Annotated in this window: 14 protein-coding genes and 1 pseudogene; 6 read left to right on the top strand and 9 right to left on the bottom strand. The window is 42.5% G+C overall.

Features of this window, described 5'->3' with window-relative positions; translation table 11 throughout:
• The 3 genes from M1B78_RS16825 to M1B78_RS16815 all read left to right on the top strand — a co-directional run.
• Nucleotides 1-302, top strand: a 302-nt coding sequence (locus M1B78_RS16825) for a tyrosine-type recombinase/integrase (RefSeq protein ID WP_257941308.1), incomplete at its 5' end; no start/stop codon positions are given.
• 439 nt (nucleotides 303-741) lie between these two features.
• Complete coding sequence (locus tag M1B78_RS16820) at nucleotides 742-4,041, top strand: hypothetical protein (RefSeq protein ID WP_257941307.1); 3,300 nt, start codon at nucleotides 742-744, stop codon at nucleotides 4,039-4,041.
• Nucleotides 4,042-4,130: 89 nt separating this feature from the next.
• Entirely contained in the window at nucleotides 4,131-4,472 is a 342-nt protein-coding gene (locus M1B78_RS16815; RefSeq protein WP_257931839.1) for a hypothetical protein, read from the top strand.
• 266 nt (nucleotides 4,473-4,738) lie between these two features.
• Here the strand turns inward: M1B78_RS16815 and M1B78_RS16810 are convergent, their stop codons facing one another.
• Nucleotides 4,739-5,197 (bottom strand): low molecular weight protein-tyrosine-phosphatase, encoded by a 459-nt coding sequence (locus M1B78_RS16810; RefSeq protein ID WP_257941306.1) that lies wholly within the window; start codon nucleotides 5,195-5,197, stop codon nucleotides 4,739-4,741.
• A gap of 411 nt (nucleotides 5,198-5,608) precedes the next feature.
• Here M1B78_RS16810 and M1B78_RS16805 point away from each other — a divergent pair, with 411 nt between their 5' ends.
• Both M1B78_RS16805 and M1B78_RS16800 read left to right on the top strand, forming a co-directional pair.
• Nucleotides 5,609-6,007: a hypothetical protein gene (locus tag M1B78_RS16805; protein WP_155520090.1), complete on the top strand. Its 399-nt coding sequence runs from the start codon at nucleotides 5,609-5,611 to the stop codon at nucleotides 6,005-6,007.
• Nucleotides 6,008-6,038: 31 nt separating this feature from the next.
• The gene (locus tag M1B78_RS16800; protein WP_257941305.1) at nucleotides 6,039-6,530 is read left to right on the top strand and encodes a hypothetical protein; all 492 of its coding nucleotides are present in this window, start codon (nucleotides 6,039-6,041) and stop codon (nucleotides 6,528-6,530) included.
• 39 nt (nucleotides 6,531-6,569) lie between these two features.
• Here the strand turns inward: M1B78_RS16800 and M1B78_RS16795 are convergent, their stop codons facing one another.
• The 6 genes from M1B78_RS16795 to M1B78_RS16770 form a co-directional block, all read right to left on the bottom strand.
• The gene (locus tag M1B78_RS16795; RefSeq protein ID WP_257941304.1) at nucleotides 6,570-7,199 is read right to left on the bottom strand and encodes a recombinase family protein; all 630 of its coding nucleotides are present in this window, start codon (nucleotides 7,197-7,199) and stop codon (nucleotides 6,570-6,572) included.
• 263 nt (nucleotides 7,200-7,462) lie between these two features.
• Complete coding sequence (locus M1B78_RS16790) at nucleotides 7,463-8,368, bottom strand: hypothetical protein (protein ID WP_055301076.1); 906 nt, start codon at nucleotides 8,366-8,368, stop codon at nucleotides 7,463-7,465.
• Nucleotides 8,343-8,549 carry a hypothetical protein gene (locus tag M1B78_RS16785; RefSeq protein WP_257941303.1) on the bottom strand — a complete coding sequence of 69 codons (207 nt, stop codon included), beginning with the start codon at nucleotides 8,547-8,549 and terminating at the stop codon, nucleotides 8,343-8,345. Before M1B78_RS16785 ends, M1B78_RS16790 begins: the two co-directional genes overlap by 26 nt.
• 316 nt (nucleotides 8,550-8,865) lie before the next feature.
• The gene (locus M1B78_RS16780; protein ID WP_257941302.1) at nucleotides 8,866-10,440 is read right to left on the bottom strand and encodes a site-specific integrase; all 1,575 of its coding nucleotides are present in this window, start codon (nucleotides 10,438-10,440) and stop codon (nucleotides 8,866-8,868) included.
• A 191-nt stretch (nucleotides 10,441-10,631) separates the two neighbouring features.
• Nucleotides 10,632-13,097 carry a replication restart helicase PriA gene (gene priA, locus M1B78_RS16775; RefSeq protein ID WP_257941301.1) on the bottom strand — a complete coding sequence of 822 codons (2,466 nt, stop codon included), beginning with the start codon at nucleotides 13,095-13,097 and terminating at the stop codon, nucleotides 10,632-10,634.
• Between the two features lie 508 nt (nucleotides 13,098-13,605).
• Nucleotides 13,606-14,559, bottom strand: a complete 954-nt coding sequence (locus M1B78_RS16770; protein ID WP_257941300.1) for a tyrosine-type recombinase/integrase — start codon at nucleotides 14,557-14,559, stop codon at nucleotides 13,606-13,608.
• Between the two features lie 167 nt (nucleotides 14,560-14,726).
• On the opposite strand from M1B78_RS16770, the gene M1B78_RS16765 reads away from it, so the two are divergent.
• Nucleotides 14,727-16,265 carry an RNA-binding domain-containing protein gene (locus M1B78_RS16765; protein ID WP_257941299.1) on the top strand — a complete coding sequence of 513 codons (1,539 nt, stop codon included), beginning with the start codon at nucleotides 14,727-14,729 and terminating at the stop codon, nucleotides 16,263-16,265.
• Nucleotides 16,266-16,385: 120 nt separating this feature from the next.
• Here M1B78_RS16765 and M1B78_RS16760 read toward each other — a convergent pair whose 3' ends face one another.
• A complete protein-coding gene (locus M1B78_RS16760; protein ID WP_257941298.1) occupies nucleotides 16,386-16,724 on the bottom strand; it encodes a hypothetical protein in 339 nt (112 codons plus the stop codon).
• A 96-nt stretch (nucleotides 16,725-16,820) separates the two neighbouring features.
• Nucleotides 16,821-18,874: pseudogene (locus M1B78_RS16755) on the bottom strand (hypothetical protein); the annotation flags it as partial.

Below are 18,874 nucleotides of genomic sequence, written 5' to 3'. Positions count from 1 at the left end.
AGGAAGGTACGGAAGCGGCATACCGGGAATACCAGTCGGCACTAAGGGCATTCAACCAGCGTCTGGCAGTACTCAGGCAATGCCTGGGAATGCAGTCGGCACTCACTACATATGCGGCCAGACACACCTGGGCCACAATGGCTTACCACTGCGAGATACATCCTGGAATCATATCCGAAGCCATGGGACACTCCTCCATCACGGTGACGGAAACCTATCTGAAGCCTTTCAGCAACAGGAAGATTGACGAGGCCAATCAAAGGGTAATTTCTTTTGTAAGAAGCGGAGCGTGCATAGTATAAAAGACGTTACTTCATTTTAATACGACAGAATAGGTTTGTCACACATTTTCCGGAATCTTCAAACAGTGGTTTGAGGAACGGAGAGGTGTTGCCCTTAAGGCCCCCCCATCTAATCTGTCAACAGACTGTCATTCAGTATCTTGAACAAAAAAACATGCGCTTTCATTCTCTGGAAGCCTCATTTCATCACTTTCCCACTGTCACTTTTCCCGACTTCCAATCCCCTTTCCGATATCCCAACGGACTGATTTTCACCATTTCGGACAAAACCGGTCTGTTTCCTCCTTATTCCCTGATTATTAACGGAATTAACAGGATTTCATTACCTGCGAAGTAACGGAATTTTTTAACAAAAAGCATTGTGGGAAAAGGGATGCCGGAAATGAGAAATTATTCACTTTTTATTTTTTTAAATTTATAAATTTAAAGTTTTTCAATTATGAACAAAAAGTTTCTAAGTGTGACCCTGTTCAGTGCCTTGATGATAGGTGCGACAGGAACGTTCACGTCTTGTAAGGACTATGATGACGACATCAAGAACTTGCAGGAACAACTGGACAAGAAAGCTTCGATTGATGACCTGAATGCAAAAGTTGCTACTTTGCAGGCAGCTGTAGATGAAGCCAAAAACGCTGCTAACGAAGCCAAGGCCAAAGCTCAGGAAGCTCTGGACAAGGCCGGTTCGGCAGAAGGTGGTGTTTCTGATGACGACCTGAAAGCTCTGAAGAAAGAACTGCAAGACCAAATTGACAAGTTGGCTTCTTTGGCAACTGTTGACGCTAAAATCAAAGAACTGAAGGAAAGTCTGGCAAGTGAGTTTATTTCTGAAGCTGATTTGAAGAAATTGGCTACGGAGGTCGAAACTTTGAGTGTTAAAGTTATGGCTTTGATTGGTCACCGATTGACTAGCCTTACGCTGATTCCGACTACGCACATCAACGGCATTCCTTCAATTGAACTGCTGACATTGACGTATACACCGCAGGTCTTTGCAGCTAAGAATTACGCTGATCACGCTGCAGATCCGTCTAAACACACAAATCGTCCGGTTCTGGACCACACTGCTGTGAAAGGCGCAAAAGCACTCAGCATTTCTACCGAAAAGAATGAGGTAAGCTACAAGATTAGCCCGAGCATCGGTGTGATGAAAGAAGATGTTAAGCTTCCTATGTTTGAATGCTTTACCTCTCAGAACGTAACAAAGGCTGCTCCTGAACTTTCTCAGAACAAGCCTCTCGAAGTTGTAGACTACGATGTAAAAGACGGTGTTATGACTGTTCTTTACAAGAAGAATGCAGAATACGTAGGCAAGAGCATCGGCACAACCGGTAGCGCTCACGGTGAAGGTAAACTTGAAAAGTTCTGGATGGCCTCTCTGAAGACTCCTATTGCTGACAAAAACCTGACAGATGCTGAGAAAGAAGCTGGTAAAGACGTATTTGTAAATTCCGAATACAGCCGTATCGAAGAATCTACTGTATATCCTTATTTAGCTAACAAGAAGATTGACTTCACGAAGGACTTCACGACTGATTTTGCAGACGAAATGCAGGATGGTAGATACGTTCACTATCATGACTCTCTCTGCTTGTATAAATCAGGCAACGAACAATTGGTTGATGTTAAGCAGTCATATGACAGTCCACTTGACTTGAGAACGTTGGTTACTGTATGCTATACTTATACTGACAAACAACACGCTTCTCACAAGGAATTGACGAACTACGCCGACTATGGCCTGGAATTCCGTTTCTCTTTAGCAAAAGCTAAGTATCTGCAAGGTGACCGTAAGACTGACGAACAGGCATTCGGCCGCATCTTGTCTGACGGCTACACGCTGAAGTCTGAAGTTTACGACGTAGAGTTGGGAGATACAGAATATTCCAAGACTTCCATTGGTCGCGAACCTATCATTCGTGCTGAATTGTGGGACAAGAATAATGGCAACATGATTGCTGTACGTTACATTAAGATTCGTTGGACCGGTGAAAAAGACCAGACTATCGCTGCTATCACATTCCCGAACGACACTGTAACTTGCAAGGATATGTTCCAGCAGTTGTTCTCTAAGGAAATGAACGAGAAAATCTATCATATGGTTAAGTTCGACGGTGGTCAGAGTATGAGTAAGACTCAGTTCCACAGCATCTATAAAGAGATGGAGATTCTTGAACTGAGAAAAGACGGCAAGAAGGTAGATTTGTCTAAATTGGCTATTTCTAAAGCTGATACAGACTGGATTGAAGGCTCTGACAAAGTTGGCAAAGACGGTGCTGAAAAGATTGACAATGAGAAAGATCTCGTATTTGCTCTGTTGCAGGATGCTGAAGACAATACGTCTTACAACTTGGTTTGGGCTATGAATCCGAAGACTGTTGGTACATTGGCTTACAATGCTACAAACAAGACTTATGCTTCTACATTCGAAATCGACGTTAAATACATTGATAAAGCAGGTTTGAATGGTGACATTAAGCAAACATTCAAGCAGACCATTATCGCTCCTACTCAGAACTTTGCATATCAAGGTACATACTGGAAGAATGGTGTGGGTGAAGGCATCTTCAATGTGAACCCGATTGTTTACGCTACTGCAAATGACGGTGGAACACAAAAAGATCCGCACGTATATCCGGGCACTGCCGACGGTTGTCAATTGGCTGACTATAGCCACATCGAAGCTGACTTGGTTAATGGTTTCGTTAACGCTACGACTAAAGAGAAACCAGCTAACTTGGCTCAATTCATCCAATATATCCGCGGATGTGCAGAAGTTAAGTTCATCTTCGACAAGGATAAACTGGCCAACTATGACTACTTGAAGGGCTTCTCTGTAAGCAAAGATGGAACACAGTTGTGGTCTTCTGCTCAAGCAGGTACTACTCCGGTTGATACTGAAAAGGGTGAGAACAAGAACATCGGTATGAATGATGCCGGTATCTACGATTATGTTCAAGTTGATAATCTTGCTGCTACAATCAACAACCTGATGGGCGCTGATGCTGCAGAAAACAAGAAGAACTTGCCTTGGAACTATGACGAAACTCTGATGAGTGGTAACAACGAATGTTCAAGTATCATCCGTCTGCATGAGAAAGACAACTTGAACGGTACTCCGGCCGCTCTTAAACTGATTGGCAAGGAAGTTCCCGTGAAGTTGGTTGTTGCATACAACGAATTCAACGTTATTCCGGTTCAAGAATTTGAAGTACACTTCATCAGCCCGTTGACTATCGACGGCTCTATCAGCGATAACTTTATTGATGCTGAAGTTGACGGTAGCTTCTTGAGCGTAGCTAAGAACTTCACATTCACTGATTGGAACAACTATCCGGTGGCTGCTGAAAACGTTAAGGGAGATAGAGGTGCTTATGCACATGCATTGTATGACTACTATGCTGTACGTGAAGTTAAGTTCTTGACTGAAAAGACTACTACAAGCTTGACATGGAACGATACTACCAACACTTACGAACACAAGGATGGTGTTACTGATGGTAAGTTGCCGACCAACGCTTCGTTGAAGATGATGAACTGGGTTGAAACATCACCGAAGTCTACTGCTACAGAAACTAAGGCTGACCCGACTCACTTGGCATACTTCAACAATAACGGTACTCCTGTTAACGTTGACTACAACATGTTCCTGACTGTAAATGTCAACTACAAGTGGGGTGTATTGAGCAAGAATGACCTGAAAGTCATCGTTAAGAAGGCTGTCGGTACACCGACTAAATAATTGAGAAGAGATTCTTGATATAATTTAATAAAAAGGACGTCCTCTTGCAGGGCGTCCTTTTTTCAATCTTTCATTTATAAATATCAGATATGAAGAAAATACTATTCATTTTAATCGTGTCAATTCCACTCATCTGCTTTTTCTCATGTAAGAAGTCAGCAGCTACACATCCTTTTCCGGGTAAATTCATCACTGAAACCGGTATCCTATTCGACCTTCGAGCAGACTCCTCCACTCTGATTCAATATGATGATTCCAGCTCGTATGAGGGTACATGGAGAGCCTATAATCAAGGAGATACACTAAAGTATGCCACTATTGAGTTTGCCGGTTACTTTAATTATTATTATCTGCATAATGGTAAACTCTATCGCAATGAACATAATATGAAACGTCAAGCTTTTGGCGAAGAAATTGAATATCAAGATTAAGACAAAAAATGGCTATTGCTATTCTTCTATTCTTTGAATGGGGAAAAGAATAGCCACTTCATATGACAGTCAGCCACATGTTTCCAATAATAATCGTAATCTGATTATCGTGATATTCTCCTTATATTTGCGTGTAAACCCAATAATCACGATGGTACATCGCATTAACAGCACTCTCCTATAATGCCTGATACGGATAATTGAACCGCCCTAGGTTCCGACTGGAGGTCACGGCAGGGGACACTGTACCACGTGATGCCGCTGGATTAAATGCTCTGCAGTAACCCCGCACAAGCATCCTCCAGAATGTCCAGCACATACTCAAAACCTTCGGAACCGCCGTAATAGGGATCCGGTACATGGTCGGCATGGGTAAACTTTGTACAGTATTCCGTCATGCGGTGTATCTTGCTCCATTCGGCGGTTGAAGGGGCGCGGTCTTTCAGGTCGTCGATGTTGCGGTCGTCCATGCCGATAATCAGGTCGAAGTTGTAAAAATCCTCGGTACGTACGGGGCGCGAAAGATGCGTCAGATTGTATCCACGGCGGGCAGCATGGGCACGCATCCGGCTGTCCGGCAGTTCGCCCTGGTGATAGGACAGAATGCCTGCAGAATCGATTAAGAATTCATCCTCACGCCCGGCTTCTTCTACCAGACGTTTCATGACTCCCTCTGCCGAGGAGGAACGGCAAATATTGCCCAGGCAGACAAATAGTATTTTCATTTTCTATCTATTTTTCAATATATTACAAATGATATAAAATTATTGGTTTACACTGTAGTTTACTTTTGCTAATGTTGTATTCATGTAGCGGAAAACCATTTGTATAGCAAAAATAGATTTTTTTCTTCATATTAGAAAAAATCTCCGTACCTTTGTGCCGACATATTAAGATTAAAACGAAGAAGCGTTTAGTCATATCCTTGCTGCCAAAAATCGCCAAATTTTAAGCACCACAAAGGATATGGACAACTAAATGCTCACGCACTCGTTATACGGGAGGCGTGGGCTGTTGTTCTTTTGTGGTGTGGGTGTTTGGCGATACCTTGGCGGCAGATGAACTAACAGTTCCCACGCCTCTTTTTTATGATTAACCGTTCGGTTGGGTCTGTCGAACACAAAATCTTATTTTATATGAAGAAACATGTAATTGGCTTTGCACTTATCGGGTGTATCGTTCTTTCATCTTGCAGTACGGTGAATTATATGAGTACTGACAAATTGAAAGCGAATTACGAGAAAAAAATCAATCACACTACATTTCTTGGTAAAACTTTGTTCAAGACTGATAAAAAGAAAAAAGATACCTATGAAAATGTAAAAGTGTATATGAATGAAAATGAGGTAGGAAAAGATTTTGAAGTGGTTGCGTTGGGGTCATACACTCCGTGGATTTTGCCATTAGTAAGACCCGAACGCCCAAGACTTGAAAAATACCTCTTATGGAAAGCTGCACGTAAGGCTCGCAAACTTGGCGCAAATGGTGCAATCATTGACAACAAGAATAATTTTCGCGTTATTAAAATCAAATAAAAAAACAATATAAATCCATCTTAAAAAAGCTATGAAGAAGTATATATATTTTTTTTCTATAACACTATTAGCCACATTATCATTTACTCTTATGTCATGTGGTGATGACGATGAAAACAATGAAACAAATGGCAACACCATTGAAATTAATGGTGTAATGAGAACCGTATCTACAATGATAGGCTTAGAGGGGTCTTGGAGTAATGGTAGCGGAGAGTTCACACTTACAGTTGACAATGTAAAAAATGGAACTAATGACCTTGAATATTATATGTTCTCTTTTCAAAGTGCCGCAGACCTTAAAAAGGGAGATGATGTGTCAAAAATGCAACTCACATTATCCCCTCCCGAAGCCTCTTATTGGGAAAGTTATTCATACCAAAACGGAAAAGCAACCGTGATGGACACCAACAAAGAAAAAAGTGAAATAACCATTAAGTTTGAACAACTTGAAATGGCATATAAAGGTGATATTTACAAATTTAATGGCACTGCAACACTAATGTATGATTTCGGGAATTAATCCAAATGTATTAAGGGTGCGTAAATTGCGCACCCTTAATCATAACTGAAACTCTTTCTTTAAACGCTGAACGGTTGAGGCTGACGTGTCGGTAAGTTTTGCCACTTTCCTCACAGAGTATCCTTGTCTTAATGCCTTTAGCACGTCCTTATATTCCTCTCTCTTTTTATCCGAACTTTTTACACTGCCTGTTTTCCGTCCAAGCCGTCCACCCTTGGCAATATACTGCTGCCGTCCACTATTCAAACGAAACTTAATGTTCTCTCGCTCCAATTGTGCGCAGGTTGACAAGGTAGCAAGCATTATGGGCGCAAACATGGACGGTTGTTTATCATCATCAAGCAATGTAAACTTTTCTTTCTGCATATATAAATTAATTCCATCATCAACTAAACCTTTCACCGTCTCTAAGACTTCAAAAGCATTTCTACCTAACCTACTTAGTTCAGACACTAACAGCATATCTATACGCTCCGTCCGACAATAACTCAAAGCCTCAACGAGAATTGGACGCTCCGTATTCTTCTTTGCCCCACTCACCTTTTCTTCAAAGACTTTTACAACTTCCATTTTTGAATACTCTGCATAAGACTTAAGGTCTTCCACTTGTCTATCTGTTGATTGACGGTCAGTCGTTGAACTAACACGTGCGTATATTATTGCCTTCATATCTTGACTTTTTAATTATACCACAAAGATAGTTCTTTTCTTTATTGTATTCAAATTATTCAAAGAATATTTTGAGCACAATTTAAATGTATTCTTTCTTATTGTTATAGATTTATTTGAATACATTTATTTTTTGAATACATAAAAACATTATGCTACGCATTTTTGTACCACATATAACATTAATTGATAATCAATTAAATCAAAAAAGGCTGCTCTCGCAGGGGGCTTTGCTAATACCCCCATCAAAAGCAACCTTAACATCAAAGTTGGAAAATTGAAATACACTTTCCATTATAACGGAAACGCAGTAATCTATTGGAAAAATAATACAGCATATCAAAGAGCAAATCTTGACTTTGCAACTTTGACGCTAATGTAACCATCAGCAATTCATCGGGGATAACTTCACCTTTCCATTGATAAAACTCTTTTAAATGCTCGTTTTTTATTGCTACTTCCACCCGATAGTTTTTATTTTTAAGTCCGTTCCATTGTGGAATATAATTTTTATTTGATTTTTCCAACTCCCTTTTCTTATCATATACCTTTAATGACAATCCGTCTTGTTTCTTTGGACTTATATAAACAGTTAACGTTCTTAAACGGCATTGGTCTCCCGTTTGTATGTGTAAGATTTCATCCAGCACCTCTTTCTTATTAGAGCGTACCTTTCCGTTCAATATCACCTCATAATCATCGCTAAACTGTGCATGTTTGATTTTCTTGGCAAAATTAATATTGGTATCCAAAGCCACGTGCAAATTTGTAATGTTGTTGAGGCTTAACCCTAATTCATCCGCAATATAATCAACACAGCTCAACCAATTACATTTATTATTTTTTCCATAAAAAGCAAAAATTTCATAGAAAACCCAATTCTCAATATAGAGCCATACATAGTTAGCCCTATCCTCACCCATGCTATGTAATTTCGTCTTTAATGTGGCGAATTTCTTTTGATGTGTCCTACCGGACCCATCAAAAGAAACCATTACATGAAAGCTATTGGCGAATAAAGCCTCATCACTTGGTACACGTACAAGCGTAAAACTATTATCACTATCTTCCAATTTATCATATTCATTCAATTTCTTTATAACTTCATCCGTTGCCCGATAACAAAGGGTCAATTTATCAATGCTAATTACGCTCTTGTTCTTCCTCATGTCTTTCTGATTTTACTTTGTTATTTTTATGATATTCTTTCAATGAAACACTAAGGTGTTCTCTGTGCTCTTTAGTCTTCTTCAATGCTTGAAGACTTTGGGAAATGTGTTTGCAGTGAGTTGCCGATTTCTTTCGCCCTCGCAAACGCGCGCTGATTTTCTTTTTTGTTTCTTCTCTCATATATTACATATTACTTATATATAAGTAGTGAGACAAGTAGAAAAGTTCAATATTTAGCAACACTATTTTTCAGAAAAAAATTTCTGATATACACAGCAAACGGCTATGAGGTAGATAAGTTAAAATATACGCCAATTTTAAAAGCGAGGATACGTAGTACCGTACTTGCGTATTCTTATTTCATTTTTAACCTCTCCTATTCTAATAAACCAAGCTACAAATATGCCAAAAGGGGATTTTGATAAATTCTGTAACCGCACAATTTTAAATGAGGCACACCTACCTAACAGTGTTATTTCAGTCCTCTATTTATAAACTAATGTTCCTCTCGCCACTTTAGATAAGCCTCATACCTTTCTAATCCCTCCACATTTCCATTAGCCATTAAAACTTTTCGGATATTATCTTGACGTTCTTTATCTTGCTTTTTCGCCATCTCTTTGAACAAATCTTGACCGACAATTAACGACTTATTATTAGCCGAAACAATGCTATTGACATTAAACTCTTTAAGATATGTTTCAATCTCAGACGTATTTCTACCCATATTTTGAGCGATTAATCCTATCGGTACATTGGCGTGATACAACTGACTTGCATAACTATGCCTTGCCGAATAAAAAGTCATAGGTGGCATTCCTAACCGTTTAGCTATACGTTTAAGATTGACATTAACAAGATAATTCATATAAGTCATGCGACAAAATTTAGTTTCCGCATCATCATTATTATGGTCAAAAATCGGAAAAAGATACCTTTCCATATCTTCTTCATCTAATTGGTCGTAATCTTCAAAATAACTACCAAAAGGATTGAGATACGGCATTAAATTCTGACATTCAGCAACTATATGGGTGTTTTTATGTGTTTTTGCCCTACAAGTTGATATATCATAATGTAAAACTGTTCGCTTATGTGCTTCGGCATAATCAACACCTCTTAAAGCCGCATCACTCTGATATTTTTCATCATCTACGACTTCAAGCAAATGTAAATCCTTCAATTTCAAATTGGCAATATCCACCAATGCCAAACCTTGAAAGAGATAACTTGTAAGGTATAACGCCAATGAAAATTGCTCGGCATTTATGGGCGTTAGCTTGTTTTGACCTTTCAATTTAAACTTCTGATTAACCCAATACTGTTTAAGGTCATGTTCACCAAGCACATTATTATCCTCTATACCTAACATACCATAACGCTGATAATAATACCTCATCAGTTTGGTAATCTCATCAAGCGATAACGCTCTTTTTCGTGTATGTGTATCTAATTTCTTACTGAAAATAAAATTTACAAATGGTGTCTCCTTTATATATTCCTGCCTTTTCGCGTAGTTAAAAATCGCCTTAAATACGTCAAAAAATTTCCTTATTGAATTATCACAATAATGGCAGCGAAGATGTTCTTCAAACTCACTTAACCAATTTGATGTTATTTCAAACAACTCTAAATCAATATTATTAGTATATCTTTTTATGCGGTTTAGCAAGGTACGATAACCTACAGCATTATTATGGCTTTGTTTTTCTTCCTTAAAAAAAGCTATTCGTTCTTCAAACAGCATAAACAAAGTAACTTGTGTTGGAAAAGATTTAGAAAGATGTTTAACAATGGTTGCGGCTGTATAATCATCTTTCCCCTCTAATGACAAAACATAATCACTTGCCTTTGTTAATTCACGAGTAATAACCATGTTGTATTTACTCGCACGACTTCCTTTAACCCTTTTTCTGTCCTTATTCCATTCTGTTGATTTACAATATATACCAAGACTTTTATACGAGCGTTTACCATTATAACAAACTCGTAACATAATAGGATGCTCACCGTTAGCAAGTGTCTTACTTGTATATAATATCGGTGTAATGGTCGGTAAAGTACGTTTCATACCCTGCAATTGGTTTACTTTATGGTTTACATTATACTAATATAAAATCCTAAATTGGTTTACATTGCAAAGATATAAAATTATATAATTAATTGATTAATAGAGATAAATAAATTATTAAATATATTCTATTCGTTTCCAAGGCAAACGAAAAGTATCTTCTTCTTCATATTTCTTTAGTTACAAGTTGTTTACATCGGATCTACATCATAATACACTATCAGCGACTTGAAGCGGTCTTCAGCCATCATCTCCTTTTGCACCTGGACGAGCAGCTCACGGGCACGTGCCATCGGGGCATTGGTTTCTATCTTCAAGACAATCTTTCGGATGAACAAGGTTTGTATGCGGGCTACGGGAGGTTTGTCCGGTCCCAGCACACGGCGGCCAAAGACGGTGCGGAGCTTGGCGGCCATAGTCTGTGCCATGAGGTCGAGCAGGGTCTCGTTCCGGTTTTTCAGGTAGACGTACACCAGGCGGTAGTAGGGCGGGTAGTGGAACATCTGTCGTTCGGCAAGCTGCCCGCCTACCATGGCTTCGTAATCGTTGGCAATGACTTGCGGGATGATGGGGTGGTCGATGCTTTTGGTTTGCAGTATCACCCTGCCTCGCTTGTTCTTCCTCCCGGCGCGTCCCGCCACCTGTGCCATCAGCTGGAAGGCACGCTCGTAGGCGCGGAAGTCGGGATAGTTCAGCATGGTGTCGGCATTGAGAATGCCCACAATGCTTACGTGGTCGAAGTCCAGACCCTTGGACACCATTTGCGTGCCTATCAGGATGTCCGTCTTGCCTTGCTGGAAATCGGAGATGATGCGCTCGTAGGCGGTACGGGTGCGGGTGGTGTCCAAGTCCATACGGGCTACGCGGGCGTCGGGAAAGAGGGCTTTGATGTCATCTTCTATCTTCTCCGTGCCGAAGCCGCGGTTGCGCAGGTCAGTGCCCTCGCAGGCAGGGCAGACGCGGGGCAGTTGATAGGTGTAGCCACAGTAGTGGCAGGTCAGCTGGTTCAGTCCCTTATGGTAGGTGAGGCTGACGTCGCAGTTCTTGCATTTCGGTACCCAGCCGCAGGTGTTGCACTCTATCATGGGTGCGAAGCCGCGGCGGTTCTGAAAAAGAATGACCTGTTCTTTTTGTTCCAGCGCTTCGCGGACATACCGCAGGAGCAACGGAGAGAACGGGCCGTTCATCATCTTCTTGCGGTGCAGTTCCTTGATGTCTACGGGGATAATCTCCGGCAGCTGTATCTCTTTATAGCGTTCTTTCAGCTCTACCAGCCCGTACTTGCCGGATGTGGCATTATTCCAAGTCTCTACAGAAGGAGTGGCCGTGCCCAGCAGGGTTTTGGCACCATACATGGAGGCGAGCACGATGGCGGCATTGCGGGCATGATAGCGGGGGGCAGGGTCTTGCTGCTTATAGGTGTTCTCATGCTCCTCGTCCACAATCACGAGGCCGAGGTTGCGGAAAGGAAGAAAGACGGAGGAGCGGACGCCGAGAATGATGTCATAGTCTGCTTCCGACAGCTGCTTCTGCCAGATTTCCACCCGTTCGGCATCGGGGAACTTGGAGTGATAGATGCCCAGACGGGAACCGAAAACACGTTGCAGGCGCTCTGTGATTTGTGTAGTGAGAGCTATTTCGGGCAGAAGATAGAGTACTTGTTTTCCTTGCCGGATGGTTTCTTCTATCAGATGAATATAGACTTCTGTCTTGCCGCTTGCCGTGACGCCATGCAGCAGGCAAACGTTCTTGCTTTGGAAACTCTCCAGAATGGAGTGATAGGCGCGTTGCTGGTGCTCGTTCAGCGGATTGACGGGGACGATATCCTTGAGGAGCGCTTTGTCTATGCGGCCTATTTCCTGCTGGTAGACTTCGAATACACCACGGTCCACAAGACCGTTGAATACGGCAGGGGTGGCAGAGGTGCGCCGCAGCAGTTCGGCTTTGGAGACTTCTTTTAGATCTCGCCCGCCGAGGTAGCCGGAGAGTTCCAGGTATTTCATCAGCAGGTCCAGTTGCTTGGGGGCACGGCGCTGCAATTCGTCGAAGAAGATGTGCAGGCGGTGTTCGTTGCGCGCAGCGGTGGTGAGGCGTACGCGGGTTTCAGTCTTGGGCTTATAGGTACGGCGCAGTTCTTCCTTTACGAAGATGGCCTCTTTGTCGAGCAGTGACTTGATGACGGAAAGGATGTTCTTGATTCCGGTCTCTTTCTCCAGTTTCGTCACGCATTGCTCCGGGTCGGCAGAGAGCATATCCAGTATCCTCTGCTCCTTCTCCGGCAGGCGGACGTCGGACTCGAAATCGGGGTTGTACTCTACGATTGTTTCGCTTTCCAGCTTCAGACCGGAGGGCAGGGCGGCCTTATAGACGTCTCCTTGAGTGCAGAGGTAGTAGTCGGAGAGCCATTCCCAGAACTTGAACTGCCGTGGAAGTAGTAGCGGACGGGCATCCAGCAAAGCGGACACTTCCTTTACTTCGTATTCGGTGGGGGCGTAATAATGCACGTTGCGTACGATGGCTGTATAATATTTCTTCCGTCCGAATGGTACTACCACCCGGCAACCGGTCTGCACTTCATCTGCCCACTCGTCGGGCAGGGAGTAGGTGAAGCAGCTGTGCAGAGGCAAAGGCAATATGACGTCGGCAAACTTTTTCATCGTGGGGACAAAGATAGTGGAAAGTGGAGGGAGAATGAAATGAACGGAGTCATTTTTTATGCCGAGAACAGGGTGGCTGAATGAGGGGGCACTTCTATAAGTACGGATTTCTCTATGTTAGAGAGCAGGCCGGAGTTCTTCATCTCCTTCACCTTCTCTCTCAATCTCCCTGTTCATCGGCAGGTAATGAAATCCTGTTAATTCCGTTAATAATCAGTAGACAAGGAGAGAACAGGCGGGTTTTGTCCGGAATGGTGAAAATCAGTTCGTCAGGATATTGGAAATAGGATTGGGAATCCTGAAAGATGACAGCGGGAAAGTGACGAAATGAGGCTTTCAAAGAATGAAAGTGTATATTCCCCAGCTCAAAATACTGAATGACAACGTATTGACAACACCGCTGCGAGTTCCGTAAAGACAATACCATTCCGTTCCTCAAAACTCATTTTGAAGATTCTGGAAAATGTGCGACAAATCTATTCTATCCCATCAAATGAAGTAACGTCTTTTATACTATACACGCTCCGCTCCTTACAAAAGAAATTACCCTTTGGTTGGCCTCGTCAATCTTCCTGTTGCTGAAAGGCTTCAGATAGGTTTCCGTCACCGTGATGGAGGAGTGCCCCATGGCTTCCGATATGATTCCGGGATGTATCTCGCAATGGTAAGCCATCGTGGCCCAGGTGTGTCTGGCCGCATATGTAGTGAGTGCCGACTGCATTCCCAGGCATTGCCCTAGTACGTTCAGCCGCCGGTTGAATGCCCTGAGTGCCGACTGGTATTCCCGGTATGCCGCTTCCGTGCCCTCCTCACTTTGCAATATGGGGAATAAATAAGGAGACTCCTTGTCCTTGTTCGCCACCATCCCGACCATCTGCATGGCCTCGGGGGGAAGGGACACGGTCAGCGCCCGCCCGGTCTTCCTGCGCCTGTAAGACAGGACGTTTCCTTGCAAATCCCTCTTATGCAAATAGGCCAGGTCCACAAAAGGAATCCCCCTGAGCATGAACATCAGTACAAAGAAGATTTTTGTTTTCTGCCGTGCATTGGGCAGCGGGCTTCCTTGCAGGCCCTTTTCAGTCTCCCGTACCAGGCTGCCGATATCCGCTGTTTCCAGCGCTTTCTTCCTGTCCGCGCGCGTACCGGTATATACGTGCTCGAACAGCCTGGGTACGTACCTTGTATATTTCCTGTCCACCGCCCGATGATAGACCGAGCGTATCGTCTTGACGTAGGTTGACACCGTGTTCCACCTGCAATTCCTTTGCCTGAGGAAGTTCTCGAACCTTTTCAATACTGTCGGACTTAGCCTGCGCATCGGCAGGGGTTGCCCCTTGTTGAATGCAACGAAAGCGTTCGCTGCCGACCGGTAGATGTGCGCCGTTCCCCACCTGCCGCCTTCCCGAAGTTCACCGATGACCGAGGAGAACATCTCCTGTAAGGTAATTTCATTTCTATTCATTTCCTATTTATTTATAAAGGGTTTACCCTGCAATATAAATAAATTAGATGAATATAAGGGAAACGAATATATTTCCTATATTTGCGGGAAACTTCGCATTGAAAATTGCAAAACAAATACACCATACTGACTATACTCATTGGTGGAATTAAATAATTGAACACTATATGTCACTGCCAATAAACATAGAAGACCTGCTGCATCGTAATAAAGTGGAAAGTAATCGGGTAGAGTTCAAAAAAGGTTGGAATCCTGCGAGTATATATCATACAATTTGTGCTTTTGCCAATGATTTGGATAATCTTGGGGGAGGCTATATCATTGTAGGTGTAGAAGAAGAAAACGGTATGCCTAAACGTCCTGTTGCCGGTGTGCCGACTGAACAGTTGGATAAGATACAGCAGCAGATGGTGGGTTTCAATAATCTGTTTGCCCCATATTATCTGCCACGCATTTCTGTTGAAGAAGTGGATGGAAGAAACCTTGTAGTAATATGGGCGCCTACTGGTGTCAATCGTCCGTATTCCATCCGTATGGATGTGACGAATGGCAATGATAAGCGCGAAGCTTTTTATATACGTTCTGGTACGAGTAGTATTGTTGCTAAAGGTGAGGTACTCGATGAATTGCGGGATATGGCAAGCCGTGTGCCTTTTGATGGGCGTGGCAATCCTGATATCAAAGAAGAGGATATTGATTATGTATTGATTCGTGAGTATCTGCAGGAGGTAAGAAGTCGGATGGTGGGTGAATTGAAACACCTTGACACAATGGATCTGCTTGAACGGCTGGATTTGCTGATTGGCCCCACAGAGAATCGGATGATAAAGAACGTGGCTGCCATGATGTTTAGTAACCATCCCGAAAAGTTCTTTCCATATACCCAAATATCCATTGTGGTTTTCCCTGAAGGTAAGATACAGAACCCCAACCGCTTTTCAGAAAAGACGTTCAAAGGCTCTGTTCCAACAATCATTAGAGGAACAATGCAATATTTAAAAGATGTTGTCATAACAGAATGTGTCTCGAAACCGAAAGATAGGATGCAGTCGGAACGGTGGTTCAATTATCCATATCAGGCACTTGAGGAGAGTGTTGTTAATGCGATGTATCATCGCGATTATCAGGAACAGCAAGAAGTGGAGATAACCGTAGAACCGGAAGGGATAAGAATATTAAGCCTTTCAGGACCGGACCGCTCTATATCAAACGAAGCTTTGCGAGAATGTAAAAGTCTTCATTCACGTCGATACAAGAATAATCGCCTGGGCGATTTCTTGAAAGAACTGGACTTGACAGAAGGTCGCTGCACTGGAATTCCTACAATCCAAGATGAACTGGCTAAAAACGGTTCACCACGTGCTTCTATCGAAACCGATGAGGAACGCAGTTACTTCCTCATGTTCATACCCGTACATGAAGGATGCGGTAATGTAGTCAGAATGAAGGACAATACCGGAACATCACTGAGTAATAGGGGGCAGGACGAAACTGATATTACCCAAAGATTGCCCAAAGATTGCCCAAAGATTGCCCAAAGTACACTGGAAGCAATTATACAAGACCCATATATAACCATTGGACAGTTGAGTGAAGTGCTAAAACTTTCTGAGAGAACAATAAAAAATAGAATAGCACTGCTTAAACGGGAGGGACTGATAATCCGGATTGGCAGTAGAACATCGGGGTACTGGGAAGTTGTTTAATCATAATATTTGTATCTGCTTACTACTAGGCAGAAAGCAAGTAAGGGTAAGGTGAAATCTCAGATTTCAGCTCTTGACACCTAAGTATTTCACCTTTACAGATGTTTTGCATTTTATAGCTTATTCCTGATATTTCACTTTTGTTCCCAAAGCATCATGACGCATTTCGCGCTCACTCCGATAAAGCTTTCCACCTTTTAAGTAATAATATTCCTGATAACCTCCAAATTCGATATTGGCATACTCTAAGTGGTCTTCGGCCTTGCAAGACTTCCATGTACCTTCATACTTCACCGAATCAGAGAAAGTGATGAGGGTGGTTGAATCTGCACGGAGTTCAAACCTTACGCCATTTTCCGTTATGAATGTACCAATAAAATTATGTTTTTCCTCTTTTTTTCCACATCCGGTGAGTAACAATATTCCTATTAACGCCCCTATAAAGACAGTTTGTTTCATATTCTCAGTTGTTATATTATAAAAGAGAGCGCTTCAATTAAATGAAGCACTCTCTAGTCTATTTACTTAATTAGTATTTCTTTTCAGAGCAACCTCTTATCTATTTGCAGGAGTACCAGGATTTTCCTTTACTATTATTTTGAATTCCCTAGTAAAAGTCTTCCACTTGTAACTAACCTTGACAGGAACATAGATTTCATAACTCTTGTTTACAGGAGTACCACTCTGATTATAGTAAGTCAGTGTTTCTTTACCATTATCTTCGTTGTAAATAACCTTTGTATTCTCAGGAAGAGGACCTCCCTTGTAGCCAGTAACAGGTCGTAAGACATTCTTTCCATTTTCCTCTACTAGTTTCAAGTTAGTTCTAATCTCACTCAGCATCCACTCAGCATCATTACATTCGTAGAATTCGTACAAAGCTTTCTGCAAAGCTGTTGCATTGGAAGCATTGGAAGCAATATAGTGTTTACCCTTCTCATCTGCATTCCAACATACGTAAGAACAAACATCTGTTATGTCTACAGAGCTACCGCCTGTAGTTGCATCAGTCACTTCGTCACTATTTCTAATCAGTTTGATTTCCAACGGTTCGATGATAAATGCATCATATTCCTTGATAGTTGCAGTGTGGGCAGCAGCCAGCAGAGGAGCTGCAGCGCAAGCATCTTCGTAGCATACGTCGGCAACCAACTTGATGGGGACATACTTGCCTACGAGAGCCTTGGCAGCTTCTGTCGGAGCGTCGCCGCTACGCGGTGCGTGAGTCGGGTTTACTTCTTCCAACCTGATGTTATAAGTGATTTTATTGGCATCCAACCTGTTGGGAGCGCAGTTCACAATCTCGGCAGCTTTCTTGCCGTCGATGTACAGGATTGTTCCGTCAGGACTTACAGTCGCAGTCTTTTCAACAACGCTTGTACCGTTGAAATATTCGTACTTGTAAGCAGAATTGGCAGCTTCCAATTTTTCTTTGTCGAATACGAAGCGGGCACCTTCTTCTGAATAAGCACCACCTTTCACACCCTGGTGGCCGCTGGCAGCATAAGGATACAGTCCGGAATAGAAGAACTTCTTACCGGCACGCAGTGCATCGGCATACCAGATTGCGCCGCCCAAACCGGTGGTCGGTTTAACTCCAACGTCGTTCAGGAAACCGTTCAGCAAGTCTGTATAGATATTACATGTCGGGTTGTTCTCTGTATTGGCAGCCCATGCCGGGTTAGATTCTTTAGTATTGTAAACAATCGGGTTTACATTGAATGTAGACCATTCATTGTCGTTCTTCCAGTAACGGCCATCGTAACCCCAGAGGTTGAATACCGGTTTGTAGATAGTACGTGTCAGAGTAATCTTCAATGTAGGATATGCACCTGTAGGATCAGAGTAGTAGCAAACCTTGCTGAAGTTCATCTTTTCCTGGTTGTTCCAGTTCGGATATTTCTTAACGATGTCTGCATGAGTCAATGTCCAGATGATGTTGTAAGATTCTACACCAGTTTCAGAGTTGGCAATCACAGAAGCCGTACCTTGGCCGGCACCCTTTGTACCTTCAAACTTAGTATAAACGGCGTGGAATTCCTGCTTGGTCATACCACCTTCTTTAGCCTTGTCGTAGATGTCCTCATTCATTTCCTGAGTACCGATGCGACCGGTGTAGTTGCTGCAGTAATAGATAGAATCTGCAAAAGCATGAGACAACTCTCTCTCGCCAGCTTCTTTCACCCATTTCACTTTCAGGTAACGCATGGCAACCAAAGCATTGTTTACTGTATCCACCAGTTCTACGCGAACGATAGGCTCACGACCTACAGCTGTTGCAGAAGCACCTTCGATAGTGTAAACCTTGGAAGACATGATACCGTTTTCGTGAGAATCCAGCTTGGCAAATTTCTGCTGGTCTGTCTTGTTGGTGTTACCGTCTGCACCACCCAATGTGTTATAAGGAGCAGTAGGGATATAGAAACGGAATGTCAGACCATAATCTTTGTAGTTTGCCAGATTTGCATGGTTGGCATGGTTGGTTTTAGCATCCTTAGCGTCTGTTACACAAACCTTCACCAATTTCTTCAAGTCAAGCGGCTCGTTATAAGGCTGCTTAACGTCTACATATTCGTTGGCTTTAGATTCGTATACGCATACAGAGTCAT

The sequence above is a fragment of the Bacteroides muris (ex Fokt et al. 2023) genome, from assembly GCF_024704895.1.
Classification (GTDB): Bacteria; Bacteroidota; Bacteroidia; order Bacteroidales; family Bacteroidaceae; genus Bacteroides; species Bacteroides muris.
The sequence above is the reverse complement of the archived record's forward strand: the minus strand, read 5'-3'. Positions and strand labels throughout refer to the sequence as shown.

What these genes read in the sequence shown, in the direction of transcription:
- M1B78_RS16770 (WP_257941300.1), bottom strand. Translation starts at nt 14,559, where the DNA reads ATGAATAGAAATGAAATTACCTTACAGGAGATGTTCTCCTCGGTCATC.
- M1B78_RS16805 (WP_155520090.1), top strand. Translation starts at nt 5,609, where the DNA reads ATGAAGAAACATGTAATTGGCTTTGCACTTATCGGGTGTATCGTTCTT.
- M1B78_RS16785 (WP_257941303.1), bottom strand. Translation starts at nt 8,549, where the DNA reads ATGAGAGAAGAAACAAAAAAGAAAATCAGCGCGCGTTTGCGAGGGCGA.
- M1B78_RS16760 (WP_257941298.1), bottom strand. Translation starts at nt 16,724, where the DNA reads ATGAAACAAACTGTCTTTATAGGGGCGTTAATAGGAATATTGTTACTC.
- M1B78_RS16800 (WP_257941305.1), top strand. Translation starts at nt 6,039, where the DNA reads ATGAAGAAGTATATATATTTTTTTTCTATAACACTATTAGCCACATTA.
- M1B78_RS16765 (WP_257941299.1), top strand. Translation starts at nt 14,727, where the DNA reads ATGTCACTGCCAATAAACATAGAAGACCTGCTGCATCGTAATAAAGTG.
- priA (WP_257941301.1), bottom strand. Translation starts at nt 13,097, where the DNA reads ATGAAAAAGTTTGCCGACGTCATATTGCCTTTGCCTCTGCACAGCTGC.
- M1B78_RS16810 (WP_257941306.1), bottom strand. Translation starts at nt 5,197, where the DNA reads ATGAAAATACTATTTGTCTGCCTGGGCAATATTTGCCGTTCCTCCTCG.
- M1B78_RS16815 (WP_257931839.1), top strand. Translation starts at nt 4,131, where the DNA reads ATGAAGAAAATACTATTCATTTTAATCGTGTCAATTCCACTCATCTGC.
- M1B78_RS16820 (WP_257941307.1), top strand. Translation starts at nt 742, where the DNA reads ATGAACAAAAAGTTTCTAAGTGTGACCCTGTTCAGTGCCTTGATGATA.
- M1B78_RS16780 (WP_257941302.1), bottom strand. Translation starts at nt 10,440, where the DNA reads ATGAAACGTACTTTACCGACCATTACACCGATATTATATACAAGTAAG.
- M1B78_RS16790 (WP_055301076.1), bottom strand. Translation starts at nt 8,368, where the DNA reads ATGAGGAAGAACAAGAGCGTAATTAGCATTGATAAATTGACCCTTTGT.
- M1B78_RS16795 (WP_257941304.1), bottom strand. Translation starts at nt 7,199, where the DNA reads ATGAAGGCAATAATATACGCACGTGTTAGTTCAACGACTGACCGTCAA.